Origin of the sequence: Acinetobacter sp. C26M (assembly GCF_023702675.1) — a bacterium.
In the GTDB taxonomy this organism is placed as follows: Bacteria; Pseudomonadota; Gammaproteobacteria; order Pseudomonadales; family Moraxellaceae; genus Acinetobacter.
In genome coordinates this window covers 858,744-877,532 of sequence record NZ_CP098478.1, presented here as the reverse complement: position 1 = coordinate 877,532, position 18,789 = coordinate 858,744, and the positions used below count along the sequence as shown (strand labels likewise).

The 18,789-nt window shown below is 41.0% G+C and carries 16 protein-coding genes; 8 read left to right on the top strand and 8 right to left on the bottom strand.

Annotation, left to right across the window (positions count from 1 at the left end; all coding sequences use genetic code 11):
- The first annotated feature begins 25 nt into the window (after positions 1 to 25).
- Positions 26 to 1,294, top strand: coding sequence for an OprD family outer membrane porin (locus NDN11_RS04045; RefSeq protein ID WP_251110844.1), 1,269 nt, complete (start codon positions 26 to 28; stop codon positions 1,292 to 1,294).
- 102 nt (positions 1,295 to 1,396) lie between these two features.
- Here NDN11_RS04045 and ftn read toward each other — a convergent pair whose 3' ends face one another.
- On the bottom strand, positions 1,397 to 1,861 hold the full coding sequence (gene ftn, locus NDN11_RS04040; RefSeq protein WP_005191131.1) for a heteropolymeric bacterioferritin subunit Ftn: 465 nt from the start codon (positions 1,859 to 1,861) through the stop codon (positions 1,397 to 1,399).
- 353 nt (positions 1,862 to 2,214) lie between these two features.
- Between ftn and NDN11_RS04035 the strand changes: the two genes are divergently transcribed.
- Complete coding sequence (locus tag NDN11_RS04035) at positions 2,215 to 3,270, top strand: SDR family oxidoreductase (RefSeq protein ID WP_251110843.1); 1,056 nt, start codon at positions 2,215 to 2,217, stop codon at positions 3,268 to 3,270.
- A 340-nt stretch (positions 3,271 to 3,610) separates the two neighbouring features.
- Here NDN11_RS04035 and ligA read toward each other — a convergent pair whose 3' ends face one another.
- The 4 genes from ligA to NDN11_RS04015 all read right to left on the bottom strand — a co-directional run bounded on the left by ligA (position 3,611) and on the right by NDN11_RS04015 (position 10,907).
- A complete protein-coding gene (gene ligA / locus NDN11_RS04030; RefSeq protein ID WP_251110842.1) occupies positions 3,611 to 5,638 on the bottom strand; it encodes an NAD-dependent DNA ligase LigA in 2,028 nt (675 codons plus the stop codon).
- 71 nt (positions 5,639 to 5,709) lie between these two features.
- Positions 5,710 to 6,714, bottom strand: a complete 1,005-nt coding sequence (locus NDN11_RS04025) for a cell division protein ZipA C-terminal FtsZ-binding domain-containing protein (RefSeq protein WP_251110841.1) — start codon at positions 6,712 to 6,714, stop codon at positions 5,710 to 5,712.
- Between the two features lies 1 nt (position 6,715).
- Positions 6,716 to 10,201, bottom strand: a complete 3,486-nt coding sequence (gene smc / locus NDN11_RS04020; RefSeq protein WP_251110840.1) for a chromosome segregation protein SMC — start codon at positions 10,199 to 10,201, stop codon at positions 6,716 to 6,718.
- A 10-nt stretch (positions 10,202 to 10,211) separates the two neighbouring features.
- The gene (locus tag NDN11_RS04015; protein WP_005151133.1) at positions 10,212 to 10,907 is read right to left on the bottom strand and encodes a GntR family transcriptional regulator; all 696 of its coding nucleotides are present in this window, start codon (positions 10,905 to 10,907) and stop codon (positions 10,212 to 10,214) included.
- 351 nt (positions 10,908 to 11,258) lie between these two features.
- Between NDN11_RS04015 and NDN11_RS04010 the strand changes: the two genes are divergently transcribed.
- Positions 11,259 to 12,224, top strand: coding sequence for a hypothetical protein (locus tag NDN11_RS04010; protein ID WP_251111487.1), 966 nt, complete (start codon positions 11,259 to 11,261; stop codon positions 12,222 to 12,224).
- 14 nt (positions 12,225 to 12,238) lie between these two features.
- Complete coding sequence (locus tag NDN11_RS04005) at positions 12,239 to 12,781, top strand: GTP-binding protein (RefSeq protein ID WP_251110839.1); 543 nt, start codon at positions 12,239 to 12,241, stop codon at positions 12,779 to 12,781.
- A 4-nt stretch (positions 12,782 to 12,785) separates the two neighbouring features.
- Here NDN11_RS04005 and NDN11_RS04000 read toward each other — a convergent pair whose 3' ends face one another.
- Positions 12,786 to 13,586, bottom strand: a complete 801-nt coding sequence (locus tag NDN11_RS04000; RefSeq protein ID WP_167247957.1) for a sulfite exporter TauE/SafE family protein — start codon at positions 13,584 to 13,586, stop codon at positions 12,786 to 12,788.
- A gap of 6 nt (positions 13,587 to 13,592) precedes the next feature.
- Between NDN11_RS04000 and NDN11_RS03995 the strand changes: the two genes are divergently transcribed.
- Together NDN11_RS03995 and NDN11_RS03990 are read left to right on the top strand one after the other, a co-directional pair.
- Complete coding sequence (locus NDN11_RS03995) at positions 13,593 to 14,369, top strand: biotin--[acetyl-CoA-carboxylase] ligase (RefSeq protein ID WP_251110838.1); 777 nt, start codon at positions 13,593 to 13,595, stop codon at positions 14,367 to 14,369.
- A gap of 15 nt (positions 14,370 to 14,384) precedes the next feature.
- Positions 14,385 to 15,128: a pantothenate kinase gene (locus tag NDN11_RS03990; protein WP_167247955.1), complete on the top strand. Its 744-nt coding sequence runs from the start codon at positions 14,385 to 14,387 to the stop codon at positions 15,126 to 15,128.
- Here NDN11_RS03990 and NDN11_RS03985 read toward each other — a convergent pair.
- Together NDN11_RS03985 and ffh are read right to left on the bottom strand one after the other, a co-directional pair.
- A complete protein-coding gene (locus tag NDN11_RS03985; protein WP_251110837.1) occupies positions 15,098 to 15,685 on the bottom strand; it encodes an RBBP9/YdeN family alpha/beta hydrolase in 588 nt (195 codons plus the stop codon). The two genes, NDN11_RS03990 and NDN11_RS03985, sit on opposite strands and share 31 nt — an antisense overlap.
- 152 nt (positions 15,686 to 15,837) lie before the next feature.
- Positions 15,838 to 17,247 carry a signal recognition particle protein gene (ffh, locus tag NDN11_RS03980; protein WP_167247953.1) on the bottom strand — a complete coding sequence of 470 codons (1,410 nt, stop codon included), beginning with the start codon at positions 17,245 to 17,247 and terminating at the stop codon, positions 15,838 to 15,840.
- Between the two features lie 147 nt (positions 17,248 to 17,394).
- Between ffh and NDN11_RS03975 the strand changes: the two genes are divergently transcribed.
- Both NDN11_RS03975 and NDN11_RS03970 read left to right on the top strand, forming a co-directional pair.
- On the top strand, positions 17,395 to 18,204 hold the full coding sequence (locus NDN11_RS03975; protein ID WP_251110836.1) for a cytochrome C assembly family protein: 810 nt from the start codon (positions 17,395 to 17,397) through the stop codon (positions 18,202 to 18,204).
- A gap of 16 nt (positions 18,205 to 18,220) precedes the next feature.
- Positions 18,221 to 18,724, top strand: coding sequence for a hypothetical protein (locus NDN11_RS03970; RefSeq protein WP_251110835.1), 504 nt, complete (start codon positions 18,221 to 18,223; stop codon positions 18,722 to 18,724).
- Positions 18,725 to 18,789 lie beyond the last annotated feature (65 nt).

Genomic DNA, 18,789 nt, shown 5'->3' with positions numbered 1-18,789 from the left:
GGCGCACTGACTTCGGATATGGATTATGAAATTATTACAGCGCTTTTCACCTACGCATTTAACGGTTGCAACCCTATTGGCAATTGGCAGTTGGTCTAGCTCGGTTGTTTTTGCTGCGGAGACAGCTAAGCCAACTCAAGATCAATGGAAATTCACACTTAAAAATGCCTATATCAATCGTGACTATGACAACCCAAGCCTTAAAGATACTGGCAGTTGGTCACAAGCGGCTTCGTTATTTTACAAGTCAAATATGCGGGATACGCCACTGCAAATCGCGGAAAAACCGATCACCATTGGGGCAGATGCTTCGGTGCAATATGCGGTACGTTTAAGCAAAGACAAACATGTCGCAGATACGGTATTGCCCTTTGACACCCAAACGCAATCACAAGCATCTGACTATTTAAAATATGGCGCGACCCTCAAACTGGGCTATTACAAAACACTGCTCAGTGTCGGTGAACTATGGCTAGACCTGCCTGTGACAGCAGTAGATGCCAGTCGCCAGTTGTTGGCATCGTATTGGGGGACCAATTTAAAGTCACAACTTTCTGATCAGCTCTATGCCGAAATAGGACGAGTCACCAAAGTGTCACCGCGTAATGAAGAAGACTTTAAGAAATTTTCTTTTACTGCCAATGGCAAAACTGAATATTCTGATGGTTTGAATTATCTAGATCTACGTTATCAACTGACACCCTCGTTAAAGGCAGAATACTACTTTGGCAATTTAGAAGACCTCTACAATAAACATTACCTTGGGTTAGACCATACATGGAAACAACCCAACTTCTCTCTGAATTCCAAATTTAAATATTTCAATGCCAAAAATGATGGGAGCAACTTTAATATTGATGCCCAAAATATTGGAATTCTGGAAATGTTAAAAGTGAATAATCAGTCTTTTGGTTTGGGCTATCAACAGATTATCGGGGAGTCTGCCTACCCGTTACCAGATGGTTTCCTGCCTGAAACCTATTTTATCAACTGGAATGCCACTGGCTTCTTCAAAAAGAATGAAAAATCTTATCACCTGATGTATGGCTATGATTTCAAGGACTATATCCCTGGGCTTAATGCGATGGTGAAATATGTCTATGGTCATGATTTTAAGGCAGCCAATGGTGACAAGAACCATGAAACTGAGTCCAATATTATTTTGAACTATGCTTTTCAGCAGCCTTATCTCAAAGGTTTTGCACTACAGTACATCCGCATTGACTATGATGTGAAGCATGGCAATGACTTTGGCGAAGATCGTTTATTCGTGAATTATAGTAAAAAATTCTAAGTCTTAGTCTAATAGCTGAATAAACGATTTATCCCCTAAAAATAAAAAGAGAACTTCATTTGAAGTTCTCTTTTTATGCCTCACAAGCTTAAATCTGATCGATTAAATTTGTGATTGAATATAATTCTGTAAACCAATCAATTCAATTAAACGTAATTGCTTTTCTAACCAATAGGTATGATCTTCTTCTGTATCAGAAAGCTGCTGACGCAACATATCACGGCTAATAAAATCGCCTTTTTCTTCACACAGTTTGATACCCACTGCCAATTTTTCACGCACATGATATTCAAGTGCTAAATCCGCTTTTAAGCAGCTGACAACATCGTTACCGACATTGATGTCTTCACGATTCATATTCGGTTGAGCACCTAAGAACAACACACGACGAATGATTGAATCCGCATGAGATGCTTCTTCTTGCATTTCATGGTCAATACGTTCGTAGATTTTGCTCAAGCCCCAATCTTCGTACATTCTTGAATGAATTAAATATTGATCACGAGCAGCCAATTCACCGCCAATGAGCATATTTAAATAGTCGATGACTTCTGGATTGCCACGCATAATACTTACTCCTATCGAATGACAATATTATGGCCAAGTTACAATAGAATTGCAAAAACAAAAGTGTGTAAGTTTATGATTTTTATAAAATTAAAATGAGAAACATACGCATTTACAGTTCTAATTAGCCCAATTTATCTAAATAAAATAAGCCTTTGCATATCATTTATAGTTTTAAAAAGAGATAATTCCATTGAAAATCATTTGTTTGATTTTTTGTAACGATTAGCAATGCTTCTTATTTCGCCGATGTTTTGATCAAAAAAGCATAAAAAATGACTGCTCAGCTGTTGTTTGTTTAAGCAAAATTCGGTAAATAACAGCAATCACAAAAACATAATGTGGAAACCACAATGGATAAAAGCAAACCAATTTTGGTCACTGGCGCGACGGGTTATATTGCAGGCTGGATTATTGAACGTCTGTTGAATCAAGGCTATACGGTTCATGCCACAGTGCGTGACCCATCAAAGAAAAATAAGATTCAGCATTTATATGATCTTGCAGATCAATCTTCTGGCAAGATTGAGTTTTTTAAAGCAGATTTGCTTGAACCGCGTTCATTTGATGATGCAATGCAAGATTGTGAAATCGTGATTCATACCGCATCCCCTTTTGTGGTGACCAATTATAAAGATGCGGTCAAAGATATTATTGAGCCTGCAGTGAAAGGCACAGAAAACGTATTAGATAGTGTTAATCGTACTGAATCGGTCAAACGTGTGGTGCTGACGTCAAGCATTGCTTCAACCTATGGCGATGCAGTTGAGATTCAAAATACCGCCAACAATGAGTTTGATGAGAGCCATTGGAACAATACCAGTAGTGAAACCCATCAGCCCTACCCCTATTCAAAAGTTGCAGCAGAACGTAAAGCATGGGAAATGGCTGAACAACAAAAGCGTTGGGATTTAGTCTGTATTAACCCTGCCTTAGTGATGGGACCATCACTAACCGATGCCAGTCAATCAGGCAGTATTGAAGTATTACAACAGTTTGGTAATGGTACTACCTTGTTTGGTGTCCCTCCAATGTGGAATGGTATTGTGGATGTGCGTGATGTTGCCGATGCACATGTGGCGGCAGCACTGAATCCAAAAGCACAAGGCCGTTATATTATTTGTGGTGGCACACTCAGCTTATTAGATATGGGTAAAGCACTCACACAAAAGTTTGGTTATAAATTCCCGTTCCCGCATTTTACTGTGCCAAAGACCGCCTTTGCTTTTGTGGCGCCTGTTCTCGGACATTCACGTGAATTTGTAAAATTAAATATGGGTTATCCAATCTATTTTAATGCACAACGCAGCGTCCAAGAACTCGGCATTGAATATCGCGATGTGCGCGAGAGTGTCTGTGAGCATTTTCAGCAATTGCTTGATGATGGCATTGTGAAAAAATATATTTAATACAACATTATATAGTCATTCGACTCAAGTTATAAAATTGGATACTCGGAAACGTCATCCACAACCTGAGCAAGCCAAAGCGACTAAAGCTTTGGCGAAGCGCAAGGCAACAATCTACGTAGTCTATACTCAAGCATAGCTTTCGCCTTGCAGTGCGGCAAAGATAATAAATCTTTGCTATTCGCACCTCAGGTTTTGTGGATCTTACGTTGCTATAACCGCAACTCAGGTTTTGCCTACTTTTGCCAAAACAAAAGTAGGTCGAACCGAAGGTTTACTCATAAAATATGATGAGAACTCAGCAAGACACCGCTATTTTCATCATCTATTATTTTAGAATCTACACTTCATACTGCTTCAAAAATTCTAAGAATTCTTGCTCATTCAATACTCGAATGTCTAACTTCTGCGCTTTATCCAACTTACTACCTGCTTTCTCGCCAGCAACCACACATTTGGTTTTACTGGACACACTACCACTGACACGTGCACCCAAGGCTTGAAGCTTTTGTGTTGCTTCATCACGGCCCATGGTTTCCAATGTACCTGTGACCACCCAACTTTCGCCATTTAAGGGTTGGCGTGTCGGTGCAGTCGGTGCATCCCAATGAATGCCTGCTGCCATTAAACGATCCAGCACTTCGACGTTATGCGGTGCTTGGAAAAAGTCAGCAATCCATTCTGCAGTAATATCACCGACATCAGGGGTTTTCTTGAGTGCTTCAATATCCGCAGCTTTCAATGCTTCAAGCGTCTGGAAGGTATTGGCGAGCATACGTGCTGTGGTTTCACCGACACCGCGAATCCCCAAGGCATAGATAAAACGTGCCAAAGTGGTTTTCTTGCTTGCTTCAATCGCATCAATCAAGTTTTGAACGGATTTCTCACCCATTTTCTCGATGGTCAATAAGGTGTCACGATGTTCATGCAAATGATAAATATCAGCCACATCTTTGAGTAGATCGAGGTGTAACAGTGACTCGACCCAACGATCGCCCAAGCCCTCAATATCCAGTGCTTTACGTGAAACAAAGTGACGAATGGCTTCAATCCGTTGTGCCGCACAATACAGACCACCTGAACAACGTGCCAAGGCCTCACCTTCTGGCATCACCACAGGTGAATCACAGACTGGACAATTGGTCGGGAGATGCACCATCTCCGCATCAGCAGGTCGAAACTCAGTCCAAACTTTCTCAACTTTTGGAATCACATCACCAGTACGATAGACACTGACGGTATCGCCAACACGCACATCTAAACGATGGATTTCACCAATGTTATGCAAGGTCACATTTGATACGGTTACCCCACCAACAAAGACGGGGGCCAAACGCGCGACAGGTGTCAATGTTCCTGTACGCCCCACTTGCCAGTCAATATTTTCGACTTTGGTCAGTGCCGCCTGTGCTGGGAATTTATAAGCCGTTGCCCAACGAGGTTCACGACTCAAGAAACCCAATTGTTGTTGCTGTTTAAGGCTATCCACCTTAATCACCATGCCATCAATTTCAACTTTAAGATCTGGACGTTCTTGTTGAATCTGCTCATAGCGTTGTTGCACTTCTTCAATCGAAGCACACAGGAATTGACGTTCTGCAATTTCAAAACCAAATCGGGTTAACCAGTGCAAGCTGTCATGCATGGTTTCAAGGCCATGATTCGGTACACACTGTGCAATCCCATAGGCATAGAACGCCAATGGACGTGAAGCTGCAATATTTGGATCGAGCTGACGCAGGCTTCCTGCTGCGGCATTACGCGGATTGGCAAAGGTCTTATCCCCTTTGGCTTCTTGATCGGCATTGAGCTTTTCAAAGCCTTGCTTTGGCATCAATACTTCACCACGAACTTCCAGAAATTCTGGAATTGCTTGATGCTGACTCGATAAGACTTTCGGCAGATTCCGAATGGTTTTAACATTCTGGGTAATATCCTCGCCTGTCTCACCATCACCTCGTGTCACGCCACGAACCAAGACACCATTTTCATACCACAGTGAAATCGCTAAACCATCGAGTTTCAGTTCAACGTCATACTGAACTTCTTGATTCGGTAAACGTTCATCAATACGACGGGCGAAAGCGAACAAGTCTTCTTGATTAAAGACATTACCCAATGACAGCATCGGCACTGCATGAGTCACACTTTCAAATTTTGACAGCGCTTGACCACCGACTTTATTGGTCGGGGTATCCGCCTGAATGCATTCTGGATGTTGTTGTTCTAAGGCTTTCAGTTGATGAAATAAATGGTCATATTCACTATCAGAAATGGAGGGTTGATCCATCACATAGTAAGCATGATTGTGTTTTGCAATCAGTTGAATCAACTGACGCATTTGCTCAATGACTGAGTTGTGTTCCATTTAAATTTCACCATATAAAAGGGCGGAAAAACCGCCCTATAATTTTTACTAAATTTATTATAAAAGATTCATTAGACGGTTGCTTGATTTGGACGATAATCAATCACATGATGACGCCAATGTTCTTTCAACTGCGGTGTAAACTCTAAATTGTTTTCATCATAGACCTTACCATCCACTTCACGTGCAATTAAGCCTGCAATACTGGTCATCATGTCATAACCCGTAACTGCTTTGCTATTTGGTAAAGCCAAGAAGAATGCAAGACCTTGCACCTGCTCGCCCGATAAAGTTTCCAAATCAAAACCTGCAGGACCATTATCCGTCATACGCAATACCGAGAACATCAAGGCACTTGGCTCATCGGTGTTTTCATAACGATGGAAACATGACATTTCACCGAAACGTAAACCATATTTCAATAATACCTTCAGTGCTTTATCACCAGATAAGGCACGACGTGGATTTGGATAAACATTCAGGGCAATGATTTGCTCTGCGGTTGCTAAAGCACTTTCATCATCATAGCGTTGCTGTTCATGTAAATGCACATCCAGAATATTACTTTCGCCATCAAACTCTTCGATCTCGACGGTTTCAATATTTGGATTTAAGCTAAGCTCAGTTTCCGCTTTGCTTTCCTCTGCTTTCTCTGTAGCTTCTACATTTTCAGAAACGATAGTTGTTTCTGCTTCAGTTACTACTGTCTCATCTTTTTGAGCCACTGTAAGCTCTGCTACAGCTTCAACAGTCTCATCTGCTTTAGCAGTTTGTTCTACTTCCGTCGTTTTTGTTTCAACACTAGTCGCTTCAGCTGCCTGCTCTGCTACAGGCTCAACTACAATTGCTTCAGTATTTAAACTTGGCTCAACACGCTCAGTTGTAGTCACCACTTCATTTTGTAAAAGTTGGTCACGTACATGACGTGGGATCACAGGTTGCTGACTTTCAGGATTAATATGTAAATCTGCTTCTAATGACGGCTCAACTGGTTTTGGTTTTCTTAAAATCATGATTAAACCAACGAGCATAATCGCAACGGCGGCAACAATGCCTATTATTGTATTCATTTCCATACTAAGACTCCGCAACTAACCCGTATTCTTTTGCCTGTTCTAAATCGACAGTCACTAATTTTGATGTACCTGGCTCTGGCATGGTGACTCCAAGTAAATCAGTTGCCATTGTCATCGCCAATTTATTATGTGTAATGTAAATGAATTGCACTTGTTCAGAAAGCTCTTTTACCAAATTACAATACCGTTGTACATTGGCATCATCAAGTGGCGCATCAACTTCGTCCAGTACGCAGAACGGTGCAGGGTTCAATCTGAAGATTGCAAATACCAAAGCCAAAGCCGTTAAGGTCTTTTCACCGCCTGAAAGCAAGGCCAAGGAGCTGTTACGCTTGCCAGGTGGGCGTGCCATCAGTTTCACCCCAGACTGCCAATCATCTTCAAGACTTAAAGTCGCCTCACCACCACCAAATACCTTTGGAAACAACAGCTGCAGCTCTTGATTGACCTGATCGAAGGTGGTCATAAATAGCTTACGGGTTTCCTGATCAATACTTTTCATCGCGTCTTTGAGCTGATCAACCGTATTTTGTAGATCCTGCATCTGGTGACTCAGTTCATCAAAACGTTGCGACACTTCCTCATATTCTAGCGATGCTGCCAAATTCACCGCACCGATTTTCTCGAATTGCTGCTGGGCTTTTTCCAGTTTCTGCTGGTGATCTTTAATTTCAATCGACAGATCAGATAAAACTTCCGCATTGAGTTCTTTCAGTTGCTCCAGATAATGTTCACGATCTGATTTCGCCGCTTGCCAAGCCAAGCGCTTTTGTTCCAACTGCTCACGCACCTGCTCGTCTTTCTGTTGAGCTTGATGACGTTGTTCCGTCAGTTGCTGCTGTTTCTCTTGCACTTGATTCAGTTCAAGCTGCCATTCATTCCAGGTTTTTTGCAGCTTTTCTGTTTGCTGAAATTGCTCGTGGAATTGCGACTCTAAATTCGGTAGTTCAAGCTGAATCGGATCAACAAACTTCTTTGCTTGCTCAATTTGTTCAATGATTTGACGATACTGCGTTTTCAGGAACGAGATATCTTTTTCCAGTAACTCAATTTGCTGATTGGCTTGCGAGGTCTGGCGACGTAAAGTTTCACGTTGCTGTTGTTGTTGAGTCAACTGCTGTTGTTGCTCATCCAACTGCTCATTCAAGTTTTCCACCTGAAATTGCAAAGTCTTATAGTTCGGCAACACTGCTTCTAATTTCAATGCAAGCGCATGTAGATCGATCTCCAGATCATCACGCTGCATGGCATCTTCTTCAAGTTGTAGATCAAGCTGTTTCAGCTGATCGGCCAACTGCTGTTGCTGCATTACAAAGGCTTGTGCCGTACTTTGTAGTTTGGCAATTTGCACATCTAGCTGTTGCAGCTCTTTTTGCTTTTGCTTCAGACTTTGCTGTTGTTGCTGCAAACACTGTTGTTGCTGTTGCAAAGCCTGCTGCTGCTGTGAAAACTGATGTTCCAAATCAAGCAACTGCGGTTGTTGCTGTGCCAGTTGCTGTTCAATTTCCTCTAAACGCACTTGATGACTGAGCATGCCCTGTGCAGTTTGACTTTCGTCATCATAATGCAAAGCAATGACCCAGTCTGCGCCGACATGATAACCATCGAGCGTCAGAATGGATTGTGCATGCAGGAGATCTGCTTGATGTTCCAATGCAATCGCTAAATTCTCTGTAACCGCTACATTAGCCCAGAGTGAAGATTGCGGAGCTTCGATCCAATCTGATAGATATTTTAAATCTCCCCTAACCCCTCTTTGAAAAAGAGGGGAACTCCTCCCTTTATCAAAGGAAGGTTGGGAGGGATTTTTTAACTGTCGAGCCACACCTTCCTGAAATGACTGTTCACCATCCAGTAAATGCGCTTGCAGCCACTTGGCCAAGAACTTCTCAATAATGCTTGCATGCGCTTTAGCTTGAGCGCTTAAACGTAAGCTTTGCATCAATCGAACTGCATTTTGATCATGCTTCGGACTTTGCTTTGCGACGAGCTGATTTAAGTTCTTTTGTTCAGCCAATAAAACCTGAATTTCGGTTTTCAAACTCTGCACATCAGCCTTCTGCAACTGTTGCTGATCTTGCTGTGTCTGAACATCCTGCTGTAATTGCTCAATTGCTGTTTCTAACGCAATTATTTCCTGTTGCAGTTGCTGCTGTAATTGTTCTAACTGCGCCTGTTCATCATCCTGAACCTGAGCACGAATCTGAGTGCTTTGCGTTTGCAAGGTCTGCTTTTGCTGTTCAATCCGCAGAACATTCTTACCAAGCTGCTCAATTTGCGCTGCCATCTGCAACTTTTTCTGTTGTTGCTGATCGACTTGGGTTTTCAATTGATCAAATTGCTGTTGTGCTTGCTTGTGCTGTGCCTGAACATCAGTAAAATTTTGCTCAGCCGTTTGTGTCTGCTGCTCTAAGGCAAGCAAGCTTTCATTTTGCTCATCAAATTGAGTGCTTAAGGTTTCAACCTGTAATTCAGAGAGTTGCAGACGCTCTTTGGTTTGTACTTTCTGCTGTTCAAGTTGCAGCAAGCTGGTACTGTTTTGCTGGAATAAACTCTGTTTTTGTTCCAAGGTCATTTTTAATTCAGACAGCTTTTTCTCGGCCTGTTGCCATTCATGCTGCAAGGGTGAAGACTGCTGAATTAAGCGTTGGAATAAAGCACTGGTGGCTTCAAGATCGTGTTCAATGGTTTGAGATTCTGAACGAACCAACTTAAAGTTTTCACCCAGCGCGGTCATTTCAACCGTATATTCTTGTTGTAGCTTTTGACTTTGATTGGCTTGAAATGAAAGAATCTCGATTTTTAAAGTTCGAATCTGCCCTTCTAAGGTCTTATATTGAATCGCAGCTTCAGATTGACGCTTTAAGCTTCTAAGTTGGGATTTTAGTTCAGCGGCAATATCGTCTAAACGTGCCAGATTTTGTTCAGTATGCTCTAAGTGCTGCAAGGTTTCACGACGGCGTGCCTGATAACGTGACACCCCTGCCGCTTCTTCAATAAACACACGCATTTCTTCAGGTTTAGCATCGACCAGACGGTTAATCATGCCCTGTTCAATCACCGCATAAGAGCGTGGACCGAGACCTGTACCCAAGAAAATATCAGTGATATCACGTCGACGGCAACGTGTACCATTTAAGAAATATTCAGATTTACCTTCACGCGTGACTTGGCGACGCACCGCAAGCTCACTATAGGCGTTATAAGCACCACCTAATTTGCCATAGGTATTGTCAAAACGAAGTTCTACACTGGCGACACCAACAGGTTTACGCTTGGCTGTCCCCGTAAAGATGACATCCTGCATGCTACCACCACGCAATTGACGTGCGTTGGACTCGCCCATAACCCAGCGAATCGCATCAATAACATTCGATTTACCACAACCGTTCGGCCCAACCACCGCAGTACGGTTTGCCTTAAAATGTAATGTTGTACTATCGGCGAAAGATTTAAAGCCTGAAAGTTTTAAACTGCTTAAACGCATACTGCCCTAACTAGCGGCGTGAGCGTCTAGCCCAAGCCAATTCAATCTGTTTCATACGTGTCAGAGATTCCAACACAAGGTTGCGCAAGTGTCGACAAAAATCTTCCATAAATAAAGCAGCTTGTTGTGATTTTCGGATCAAAATAGCATCAATCACTAACTTAAACAGGGTAAACGATTCTTGTAGCTCTCGACGTGAAGTATTCAAGGTCAAAAAATAGCTACGACGTAACGATGGCAGCAATTCTTTATAAAACTGCATCAGATAAGGATTCGCCACCATATCATGCTGTTCAGCCAGATATTTAAAGATCGCATCGTAGAATTTTTCGATATCGCCCGCACGAACAAACTCGACCAATTGATCCAATAAAGCTTGCAGTTGCTCCGCTTCATTGACTCGCCAAGTTTCACTAATCCGTTGCACAATATGTCCAAGCACCATCACATTGGTGTCAAATAATGCTTTAACTTGTTGAGCTGACATTTCAGAAACAATTGCACCACGGCGCGGAAAAATTTCAATTAAATAAGTTCGCTCAAGCAACAACAATGCTTCGCGAACTGATCCACGACTGACGTCTAATTCTTTCGCAATGCGCAACTCTTGGATGCGTTCGCCTTCAACCAGCTCACCACTAATAATTTGTTCACTAATATATTTTGCAATCTGTTCAGAAAGACTATCAGCCTCTTCGAGATTCATGAGCCCCTCGCTATCTTTGTTATACGCATTGATCCAATGCTATTTGCGCTTTTTTGTTTTAACTGATCTCACCGCATAAATTCTATATCATTGTCTGACAATTTTATTGCTTTTTAAGCCAATCATGCTAAAAAACCAAATAATAATTCTCAATATGTACTAAAAAGTCAGTTTTTCTATATTTAATATCAAATATTTAACCGTTCTATTCTTATTTAACCGCATATCTGAAAGATTTTCTTTCATCGTATTTTTATTGATGTAATTCACAAAAAATAATATTTTCATTAAAAGTATCGCATTTTAAATTTCCCTCCGAATTACGCAGTACACATATAGATGAGTCATATCATGGGTGTCGATCAGGCTGTTAATATTGCCATTTTTGGGCTGAGTCTCAGAACATTGAATGAGTTAAAACAGCAGGTACAAACTGCTGTGCCTCATCATGTCCAGATCAATTGGAGCAATATTGCTGAGCCGCAACTTGACATCCTAATGATCAACCATGTGTTTTTTGATTCACCCAATATCAAAAGCCTACTGCAAAATAATAAGATCAATGTACTCAAGATTGCCAATGATGAAGATAAAAATAGCGCTATCGAAAACGATACTTTATTTCTACCACTCAACCATCTTCACTCCTTACATCATTGGCTGAGCCTTCATCTGGATGAACGCTTAAATCAGGTTCCAGTAAATACCGAAATTGAAGATACGCCAACCTTTCATCGCAAACAAATTAAAGACGTGTTGCAAGAAATCCAAAATCCTAAAAATGGCAAGATTCAGTTGTTTGATAACCAAGGACTACTCGCCATTGCGGATCCGCGTAATCAATGGCTATGGCAAAATCCAGAGTTTAGCTCGTTTCAAACCGATCCAAGCCTGAACTATACCTATGCTACGCAAAATGATCAGTATTGGATCGTAGATGCAGCTCAACAAGATTTAAAACAATGGTTATGGCATTTACTTTGGACATCAATGGACTTTGAGGAGCTATGCCCACCATCTGCTTCTAGTTTTTATCTAGAAATGTGGCCACAACCCAAAAATAAAATTGATCGTCAAGATATCTTGCGTATGTCAGCTTGCTTTGCCCAAGGTGCACAAATCACAACGGTTGCCAGTCAATTGAATCTACCTGAACAGAAAGTTAGGCACTTCGTTGCAGCTTGTTTAGGCGCAGACTGTGGAAAACTGATTAAAGACCCTGAGGCGAAATATCGTCCACAAAATCAGCAGAACAATACAGAACAGCATTTTATGAAAAAACTATTTGGTCGCTTACGCCACCGTTTAGGCTTTTAATTAAGGTCACGAATATGATTTTACATCAATATAAAATTGTCTTTGGCGGCACCATGGGTTCAGGTAAATCCACAGCGATCAAAGCGTTGTCTGAAATTGAAGTGCTGAGTACCGAGGCATTGAACACCGATACTGAATCGCATGAAAAATTACTCACCACCGTTGGAATTGATTATGGTGAACTGACTTTGGACGATGGAGTTAAGGTCGGTTTATATGGCACGCCAGGCCAAGACCGCTTTGATTTTATCTGGGCAGTGATTTGTAAAGGTACAATTGGCACCATTGTCATGATTGACCATGCTGCTGAAAACCCGCTACTAGATTTAGAGCAATACATTCAATCTTTCCAACCGTTTGGCAATAATATTGTGATTGCAATTACGCATATCGACCGTATGCCAGAACGAACTTTATCGATTTATCGTGACTGGCTGCAAGCCAAAGAAATGAATTACCCAATGTTCTTTATCGATGCACGTCAGCAAGATGATGTACTTCTTCTGGTCGAAACCTTGATTGCCACCATTGAAGTACATTATGGTCTTATTCACTAAGAAATTAGATCAATCCTTTATAAATAAAGTAGCTACCGACAACCACTAATAGACCAGCAAAACATTTTTTCAGCATGGCTGGCGATAAACGATGTGCAACTTTGGCGCCAAATTTTGCGGTGATAAAGCTCATCACACTAATGCCCAAGAAAGCATAGATATGCACATAGCCAATGGTGTTCGGCACTTCAATCTGCTCTTTGGCACCAAACCACATAAAACCAATTGCTCCCGCAACTGCAATTGGCAAACCACAGGCTGCTGAAGTTGCAACAGCTTTTTGCATCACGACGCCATGACGATTTAAGTAAGGCACGGTAAGACTGCCACCGCCAATACCAAAAATCGCTGAAGCCACCCCAATTCCCCCACCCGCAGCAAGTTGTAATGCAGCCGACGGTAGATGACGATTCGGATCAACCACCGCATTTGCACCTCTAAACATCTTGTAAGCCATCCAAACAGCAAAGACACCAATCACTAACTGTAAGTGCTGTCCAGACATCAAATCAGCAACACCAGCACCAAGGAATGAACCAAGTACTAAGCCAGGTGCTAAATTACGGAATACCGACCAAAGAACCGCCCCTTTTTTATGATGCGCCATCACCGAGCTAATCGAAGTCACAATAATGGTTGCTAACGATGTTCCAACTGCAATATGCATAATGACATTGGGGTCATAATTCATCTGCGTAAAGACAATATATAAAATTGGCACAATAATTAAGCCACCACCAACACCAAATAGCCCCGCAGCAAATCCAGCAATTGCGCCAATCAGCAAATATATGATTAACTCCATAAACACATGACCACTCTACTTGTAAAAATGATGGATGATTTCGCTACCCGCCAGCTTCAGCAATTATTGAACGCAAAAAATCAATTTCCAGAAGTGGTGCTACTCAAAACAACCACGACCTCGACCAATGATGATATGCGTGAAATTGCGCAAAAAGGCATTACAACAGGACTGGTATGCAGCGCACTACAAACGCAAGGTCGAGGTCAACACCAACGACAATGGGCGTCTCCTGAAGGCAACATTTATTTAAGCACACTGATTCAAAGCAAAACAGCACTCGATGGTCGTCTTGCCCTTGAAGTTGCACTGAATATTTTACAGATGCCGAGCTTGCACGGCTTAACATTACAAGTCAAATGGCCAAATGATTTATATAGTCCACAAGGCAAATGGGGTGGAATTTTGGTTGAGCCACTTTCATCAAACCAAGCAATTGTTGGTGTTGGGATCAATTTGAATACCCCACCCGTTGAAAATGCAGATCAACCGATTACATCATTAGAGATGCTTGGCTTAACCCATATTGATCGGTTAACGCTGATTGCTGAACTCTACAGCGCAATCCAGCAGGCAGCACAATGGTTTGAACATGGCAGTTATAATCTAGCGGAACGCTTTAATCACCATGCGATTTGGCTGAATCAACAGGTTGAATTTGAACATACTCAAGGTAAAGTTCAGGGACTTTTTCAAGGAATTTCCAATGATGGTGCGGTACTGATCAAAACGGATCAAACCCAACAATTCTATCAAGGTCGTTTACGTCTCGCTTCGATTTGAGGAAATGATGGTTCTATGAAAAGTTTATGGTTGGACATTGGTAATACGCGCCTAAAATATTGGATCACAGCACATGATCAAGTGATCGAACATGCTGCTGAATTACACCTACAATCTCCTGCAGATCTATTACTGGGGTTGATTCAACACTTTCGTCATCAAAATTTAAGTCGTGTCGGGATTTCTTCGGTTTTGGATTCTGAAAATAATCAACGTATTCACATGATTCTGGATATTTTGGATATCCCGATTATTTTTGCCAAAGTCCATGCTGAATATGCAGGTTTACATTGTGGCTATGATGTCCCAAGCCAACTGGGGATTGATCGTTGGTTACAAGTCTTGGCGATGGCGAAGCCAAATGAAAATTTTTGTGTGATTGGCTGTGGCACTGCCCTGACCATTGATTTGGTCGAAGGATTGCAACATCTAGGCGGTTATATTCTGCCAAACTTGTACCTGCAACGAGATTCACTGATTCAAAATACCAAAGGCATTAAAATTCCCGACTCTGCTTTTGATAACTTAAAACCCGGTCACAATACAGTTGATGCTGTACATCACGGTATTTTACTTGGTCTGATCAGCACCATTGACCAAATTATGCAGCAATCGCCTAAAAAACTAATTTTAACAGGTGGTGATGCCACTCTATTCGCCAAATTCCTCAGCCATTATCAGCCCCAAGTCGAATCAGATTTATTGCTTAAAGGCTTAAGGCATTATGTTCAACTCAATTCAGCTTTCACTAAAGTTTGAATTGCTTGTAATAGTTGTGGAAATTCACTAAAACCATCTTCTGCTCGGAAATGCCCAGCTTGAGCTACTTCAATCAATTGGGCATTGAGTAAATTTGAGAATTTGAAGGTGAGCGGCACTGGTACAACAGGATCATTACTGGAAAAGAAAACCAGACGTCTTTGAATGTTGGCACGTAATAAGCCACTCTCAAAAGCTGAATGTTCAATAAATGCATTGAATTCAGAATCTGGTGAGATCCGATCATTAAAACCAGCGATAAACACCCCTGCTTTCAAAGTGGTTTGCTTCAGTTTCTTTGCTAGAAATCGAGCCACCGCAACACAGGATAAACCATGTGCCACCACGATACTCTTCTCATTGAGTCCTTTTAACTGTGCATCCAGACAAGTTTGCCAAATCTCCACTTCAGGATGACCCGCATCAGCAAGGAAAACCCGCTCTACCTCAAGCTCATCATTTTGTAGATGATGTTCTAGCCAGTGATACCAATGTTGTTCTGGATCTGCATGTTCACAATGTACAATAAACACCTTATTTTTTGAATTATGCGACATATTTAACACTACTTTTTAATGTAAAACATAGACTTATTTTTAATTTTCTTATTTTTAAACTCAGTTGAATGTTGATGTTTTGTATTAAATTTATACAATACGCTCGCATTAAAAAAGGCGCATCAAGCGCCTTTTTTTAAGAACAATAGAACTTACTTTTTCTGGTCATTGCTACCAAACAAAGGTCCCATATTTCCGCCACCACCAAATTGTTTTTGCATATTGCCTAATGATTTCAGCATTTTGCTCATGCCCGATGGGTTAGCAAATTTCTTCATCATTTTCGCCATTTGTGCTTGTTGCTTGATCAATTTATTGACCTCGGCAACATCCATACCACAGCCAGCAGCAATACGTTTTTTACGGCTTGGATTCATCAAGTCAGGATTCCGACGTTCTTTGATCGTCATCGACTGAATAATGGCTTCCATACGCTTAACTTGCTTTTCAGGATTGGCTTTTTCAATTGCATCCTGAATGCCAGCATTGCTCATACCAGGCAACTTATCCAAGAAGCCCATCATGCCGCCCATTTTGCTCATTTGCTCAAATTGCATCAGCATATCTTCAAAATTGAAGGTACCGCCTTTCTGCAATTTCTTCGCCATTTTTTCGGCTTTTTCTTTGTCGATCTTGCGTTCAACTTCTTCGACCAAAGAAAGGACGTCACCCATACCCAAGATACGTTGCGCAACACGATCTGGATGGAATGGCTCAAGTGCATCCAGTTTCTCACCAATCCCCAAGAACTTGATTGGCTTACCTGTGATCGCACGAACAGAAAGTGCTGCACCACCGCGTGCATCACCATCAGTCTTAGTCAGAATCACACCTGTCAAAGCCAAAGCATCATTAAATGCTTTCGCTGTATTGGCCGCATCCTGACCGGTCATTGCATCAACAACGAATAAAGTCTCGGTTGGCTTAACCGCTGCATGTAATTCTATAATCTCGTCCATCATGTCTTCATCGACATGTAGACGACCTGCTGTATCGACAATCAAAACATCAGCGAATTGGATTTTCGCTTGTTCAATCGCACGATTGACAATATCAATTGGCTTTTCAGACGCTTCAGATGGAATGAAACCGACACCAACTTCATTCGATACTGTTTCTAACTGCTTGATTGCTGCTGGACGATAAACGTCAGCAGAAACAGTCATGACTTTTTTCTTTTGACGCTCTTTTAAGAAACGCGCTAATTTTGCAGCAGTTGTGGTTTTACCCGCACCCTGCAAACCAGCAAGCAGTACAACAACAGGTGGTTTTGCGCTTAAATCTAGTGTTTCATTGGCCTCACCCATCATCTTGGTGAGTTCATCATAGACAATCTTTACAAATGCCTGACCAGGAGAAAGCTGAGTCATCACCTCTTGACCTAGCGCTTCTTCCTTAACCTTCGCGATAAACTCACGAGTTACAGGTAACGCCACATCGGCTTCAAGAAGTGCCATACGTACTTCACGTAGGGTATCTTTAATATTGTCTTCGGTCAGCTGCCCTGAGCCAGTAACATTTCTTAAACTCTGTGTGAGTCGTTCTGTTAAGGTATCAAACATTGCGAAATCCGCTTAAAATGGCTAGTTGCAAAAAAATCTTTCTTAAAATAGAAAATTTATGCGTAAGATGCTATAGGATACTGTAGTTCGAAGCGAATTTATATCTTATATGGTGAATATTATTCATCCTCCTTCAAAAGGTTTGACATGATCAGTCTCCCCTTGGTTTACACAATTTTGGCACTCATCGCCTATACCAGTTCATTTTGGTATTTGTTTATTCATTTGATGTCAAAACGTACTCCAAATCTTTGGTGCTATGGTCTTTTGGTTGGATTAGGATTAGTACTGCATAGTACCGTGCTCTATCAGGACATGATGACACCAATTGGGGTGAATTATGATGTCTTTAATCTAATGTCATTCACTTCAGGACTGATGTTAGCTCTGAGTTTAATCTTAAGTTTGATTCGCCCGATCCTTCCTTTAAACCTGATCGGGACACCTGTTGCTGCTTTTGGTTTAATATTAGGCTTTGCCTTTAGCCAACCCAATCAAATTATTGAACAACATAGCTTAGGCTTAGATTTACATATTATTTTGTCATTATCTGCATATGCAGTTTTATTAATGGCAACCATTCATGCAGTATTGCTCTGGTTTCAAGATCGAGAACTCAAAAAGAAGCAGAAAAAACGTATTTGGGTCAATCTGTTGCCACCTTTCCAAGTCATGGAATCTTTGTTGTTTGACCTGATTATCACGGGTTTTGGTTTATTGACAGCAGCATTGTTATTTGGCTTCTTTACCATTGATAACTTCTTTGCACAGCATCTGGCACATAAAACGGCCTTTAGTATTATTTCATGGTTCTTATATGGCGCCTTACTTATTGGCCATTACAAATTTGGCTGGCGCGGTCGCAAAGCCATTCGTTTTACCATTACTGGTTTTGTCCTGCTCGCCATTGGTTTTATGGGCAGTAAATTTGTTTTAGAAATGATTTTAGGTCGCTAATTAAAATGGGATAATGATGTATTCTTACTATAAATATACAGATATAGATGCATCAACAATCCTGTATGAATTAGATCAAATACATTACTGCTTAAGAGCAATCTATATCACACCATCAATAATCTTAAATACAGCTTTTATAAATGAACAATCTAATTTTTTTCTACCTGAAGGATGCTTTGAAGAACATTTAGAAGAATTATCTCTTATTACAAAGGAAGAGTTTTTAAGTTTTTGGAGTATATCAACATCTCAATATTTAGATGCATGGAATCGCTTAAAGACTAAATTTCAGATTAATCAATGTATTGATTCAGAAATTGTTTGCTTTTACCCTCAAGGGGTAATTGTTCAATATAGTGAAATTTTTTTTGGTCTCGTAAACTACAAAGACTGCGAATTTATTTTAGGATCAGAAAATATGTATCCTCAACAAAAAATTAAGCTTTACGTGCAAAACTTTGATGATCAAAACTTATGGATTAACTTTTCTATAAACGCTCAAGATCAGCATGTTTAGAACACGCTACATTTTCTAGACATCTTAATAAAAAATGCGTATAACGCTGTTTTCGCTTATTTAGG

Bases quoted from the DNA above. Each gene is read 5' to 3' on its own strand.
- NDN11_RS04045 (WP_251110844.1), top strand. From the start codon at position 26: ATGAAATTATTACAGCGCTTTTCACCTACGCATTTAACGGTTGCAACC.
- ftn (WP_005191131.1), bottom strand. From the start codon at position 1,861: ATGCGTGGCAATCCAGAAGTCATCGACTATTTAAATATGCTCATTGGC.
- NDN11_RS04035 (WP_251110843.1), top strand. From the start codon at position 2,215: ATGGATAAAAGCAAACCAATTTTGGTCACTGGCGCGACGGGTTATATT.
- ligA (WP_251110842.1), bottom strand. From the start codon at position 5,638: ATGGAACACAACTCAGTCATTGAGCAAATGCGTCAGTTGATTCAACTG.
- NDN11_RS04025 (WP_251110841.1), bottom strand. From the start codon at position 6,714: ATGGAAATGAATACAATAATAGGCATTGTTGCCGCCGTTGCGATTATG.
- smc (WP_251110840.1), bottom strand. From the start codon at position 10,201: ATGCGTTTAAGCAGTTTAAAACTTTCAGGCTTTAAATCTTTCGCCGAT.
- NDN11_RS04015 (WP_005151133.1), bottom strand. From the start codon at position 10,907: ATGAATCTCGAAGAGGCTGATAGTCTTTCTGAACAGATTGCAAAATAT.
- NDN11_RS04010 (WP_251111487.1), top strand. From the start codon at position 11,259: ATGGGTGTCGATCAGGCTGTTAATATTGCCATTTTTGGGCTGAGTCTC.
- NDN11_RS04005 (WP_251110839.1), top strand. From the start codon at position 12,239: ATGATTTTACATCAATATAAAATTGTCTTTGGCGGCACCATGGGTTCA.
- NDN11_RS04000 (WP_167247957.1), bottom strand. From the start codon at position 13,586: ATGGAGTTAATCATATATTTGCTGATTGGCGCAATTGCTGGATTTGCT.
- NDN11_RS03995 (WP_251110838.1), top strand. From the start codon at position 13,593: ATGACCACTCTACTTGTAAAAATGATGGATGATTTCGCTACCCGCCAG.
- NDN11_RS03990 (WP_167247955.1), top strand. From the start codon at position 14,385: ATGAAAAGTTTATGGTTGGACATTGGTAATACGCGCCTAAAATATTGG.
- NDN11_RS03985 (WP_251110837.1), bottom strand. From the start codon at position 15,685: ATGTCGCATAATTCAAAAAATAAGGTGTTTATTGTACATTGTGAACAT.
- ffh (WP_167247953.1), bottom strand. From the start codon at position 17,247: ATGTTTGATACCTTAACAGAACGACTCACACAGAGTTTAAGAAATGTT.
- NDN11_RS03975 (WP_251110836.1), top strand. From the start codon at position 17,395: ATGATCAGTCTCCCCTTGGTTTACACAATTTTGGCACTCATCGCCTAT.
- NDN11_RS03970 (WP_251110835.1), top strand. From the start codon at position 18,221: ATGTATTCTTACTATAAATATACAGATATAGATGCATCAACAATCCTG.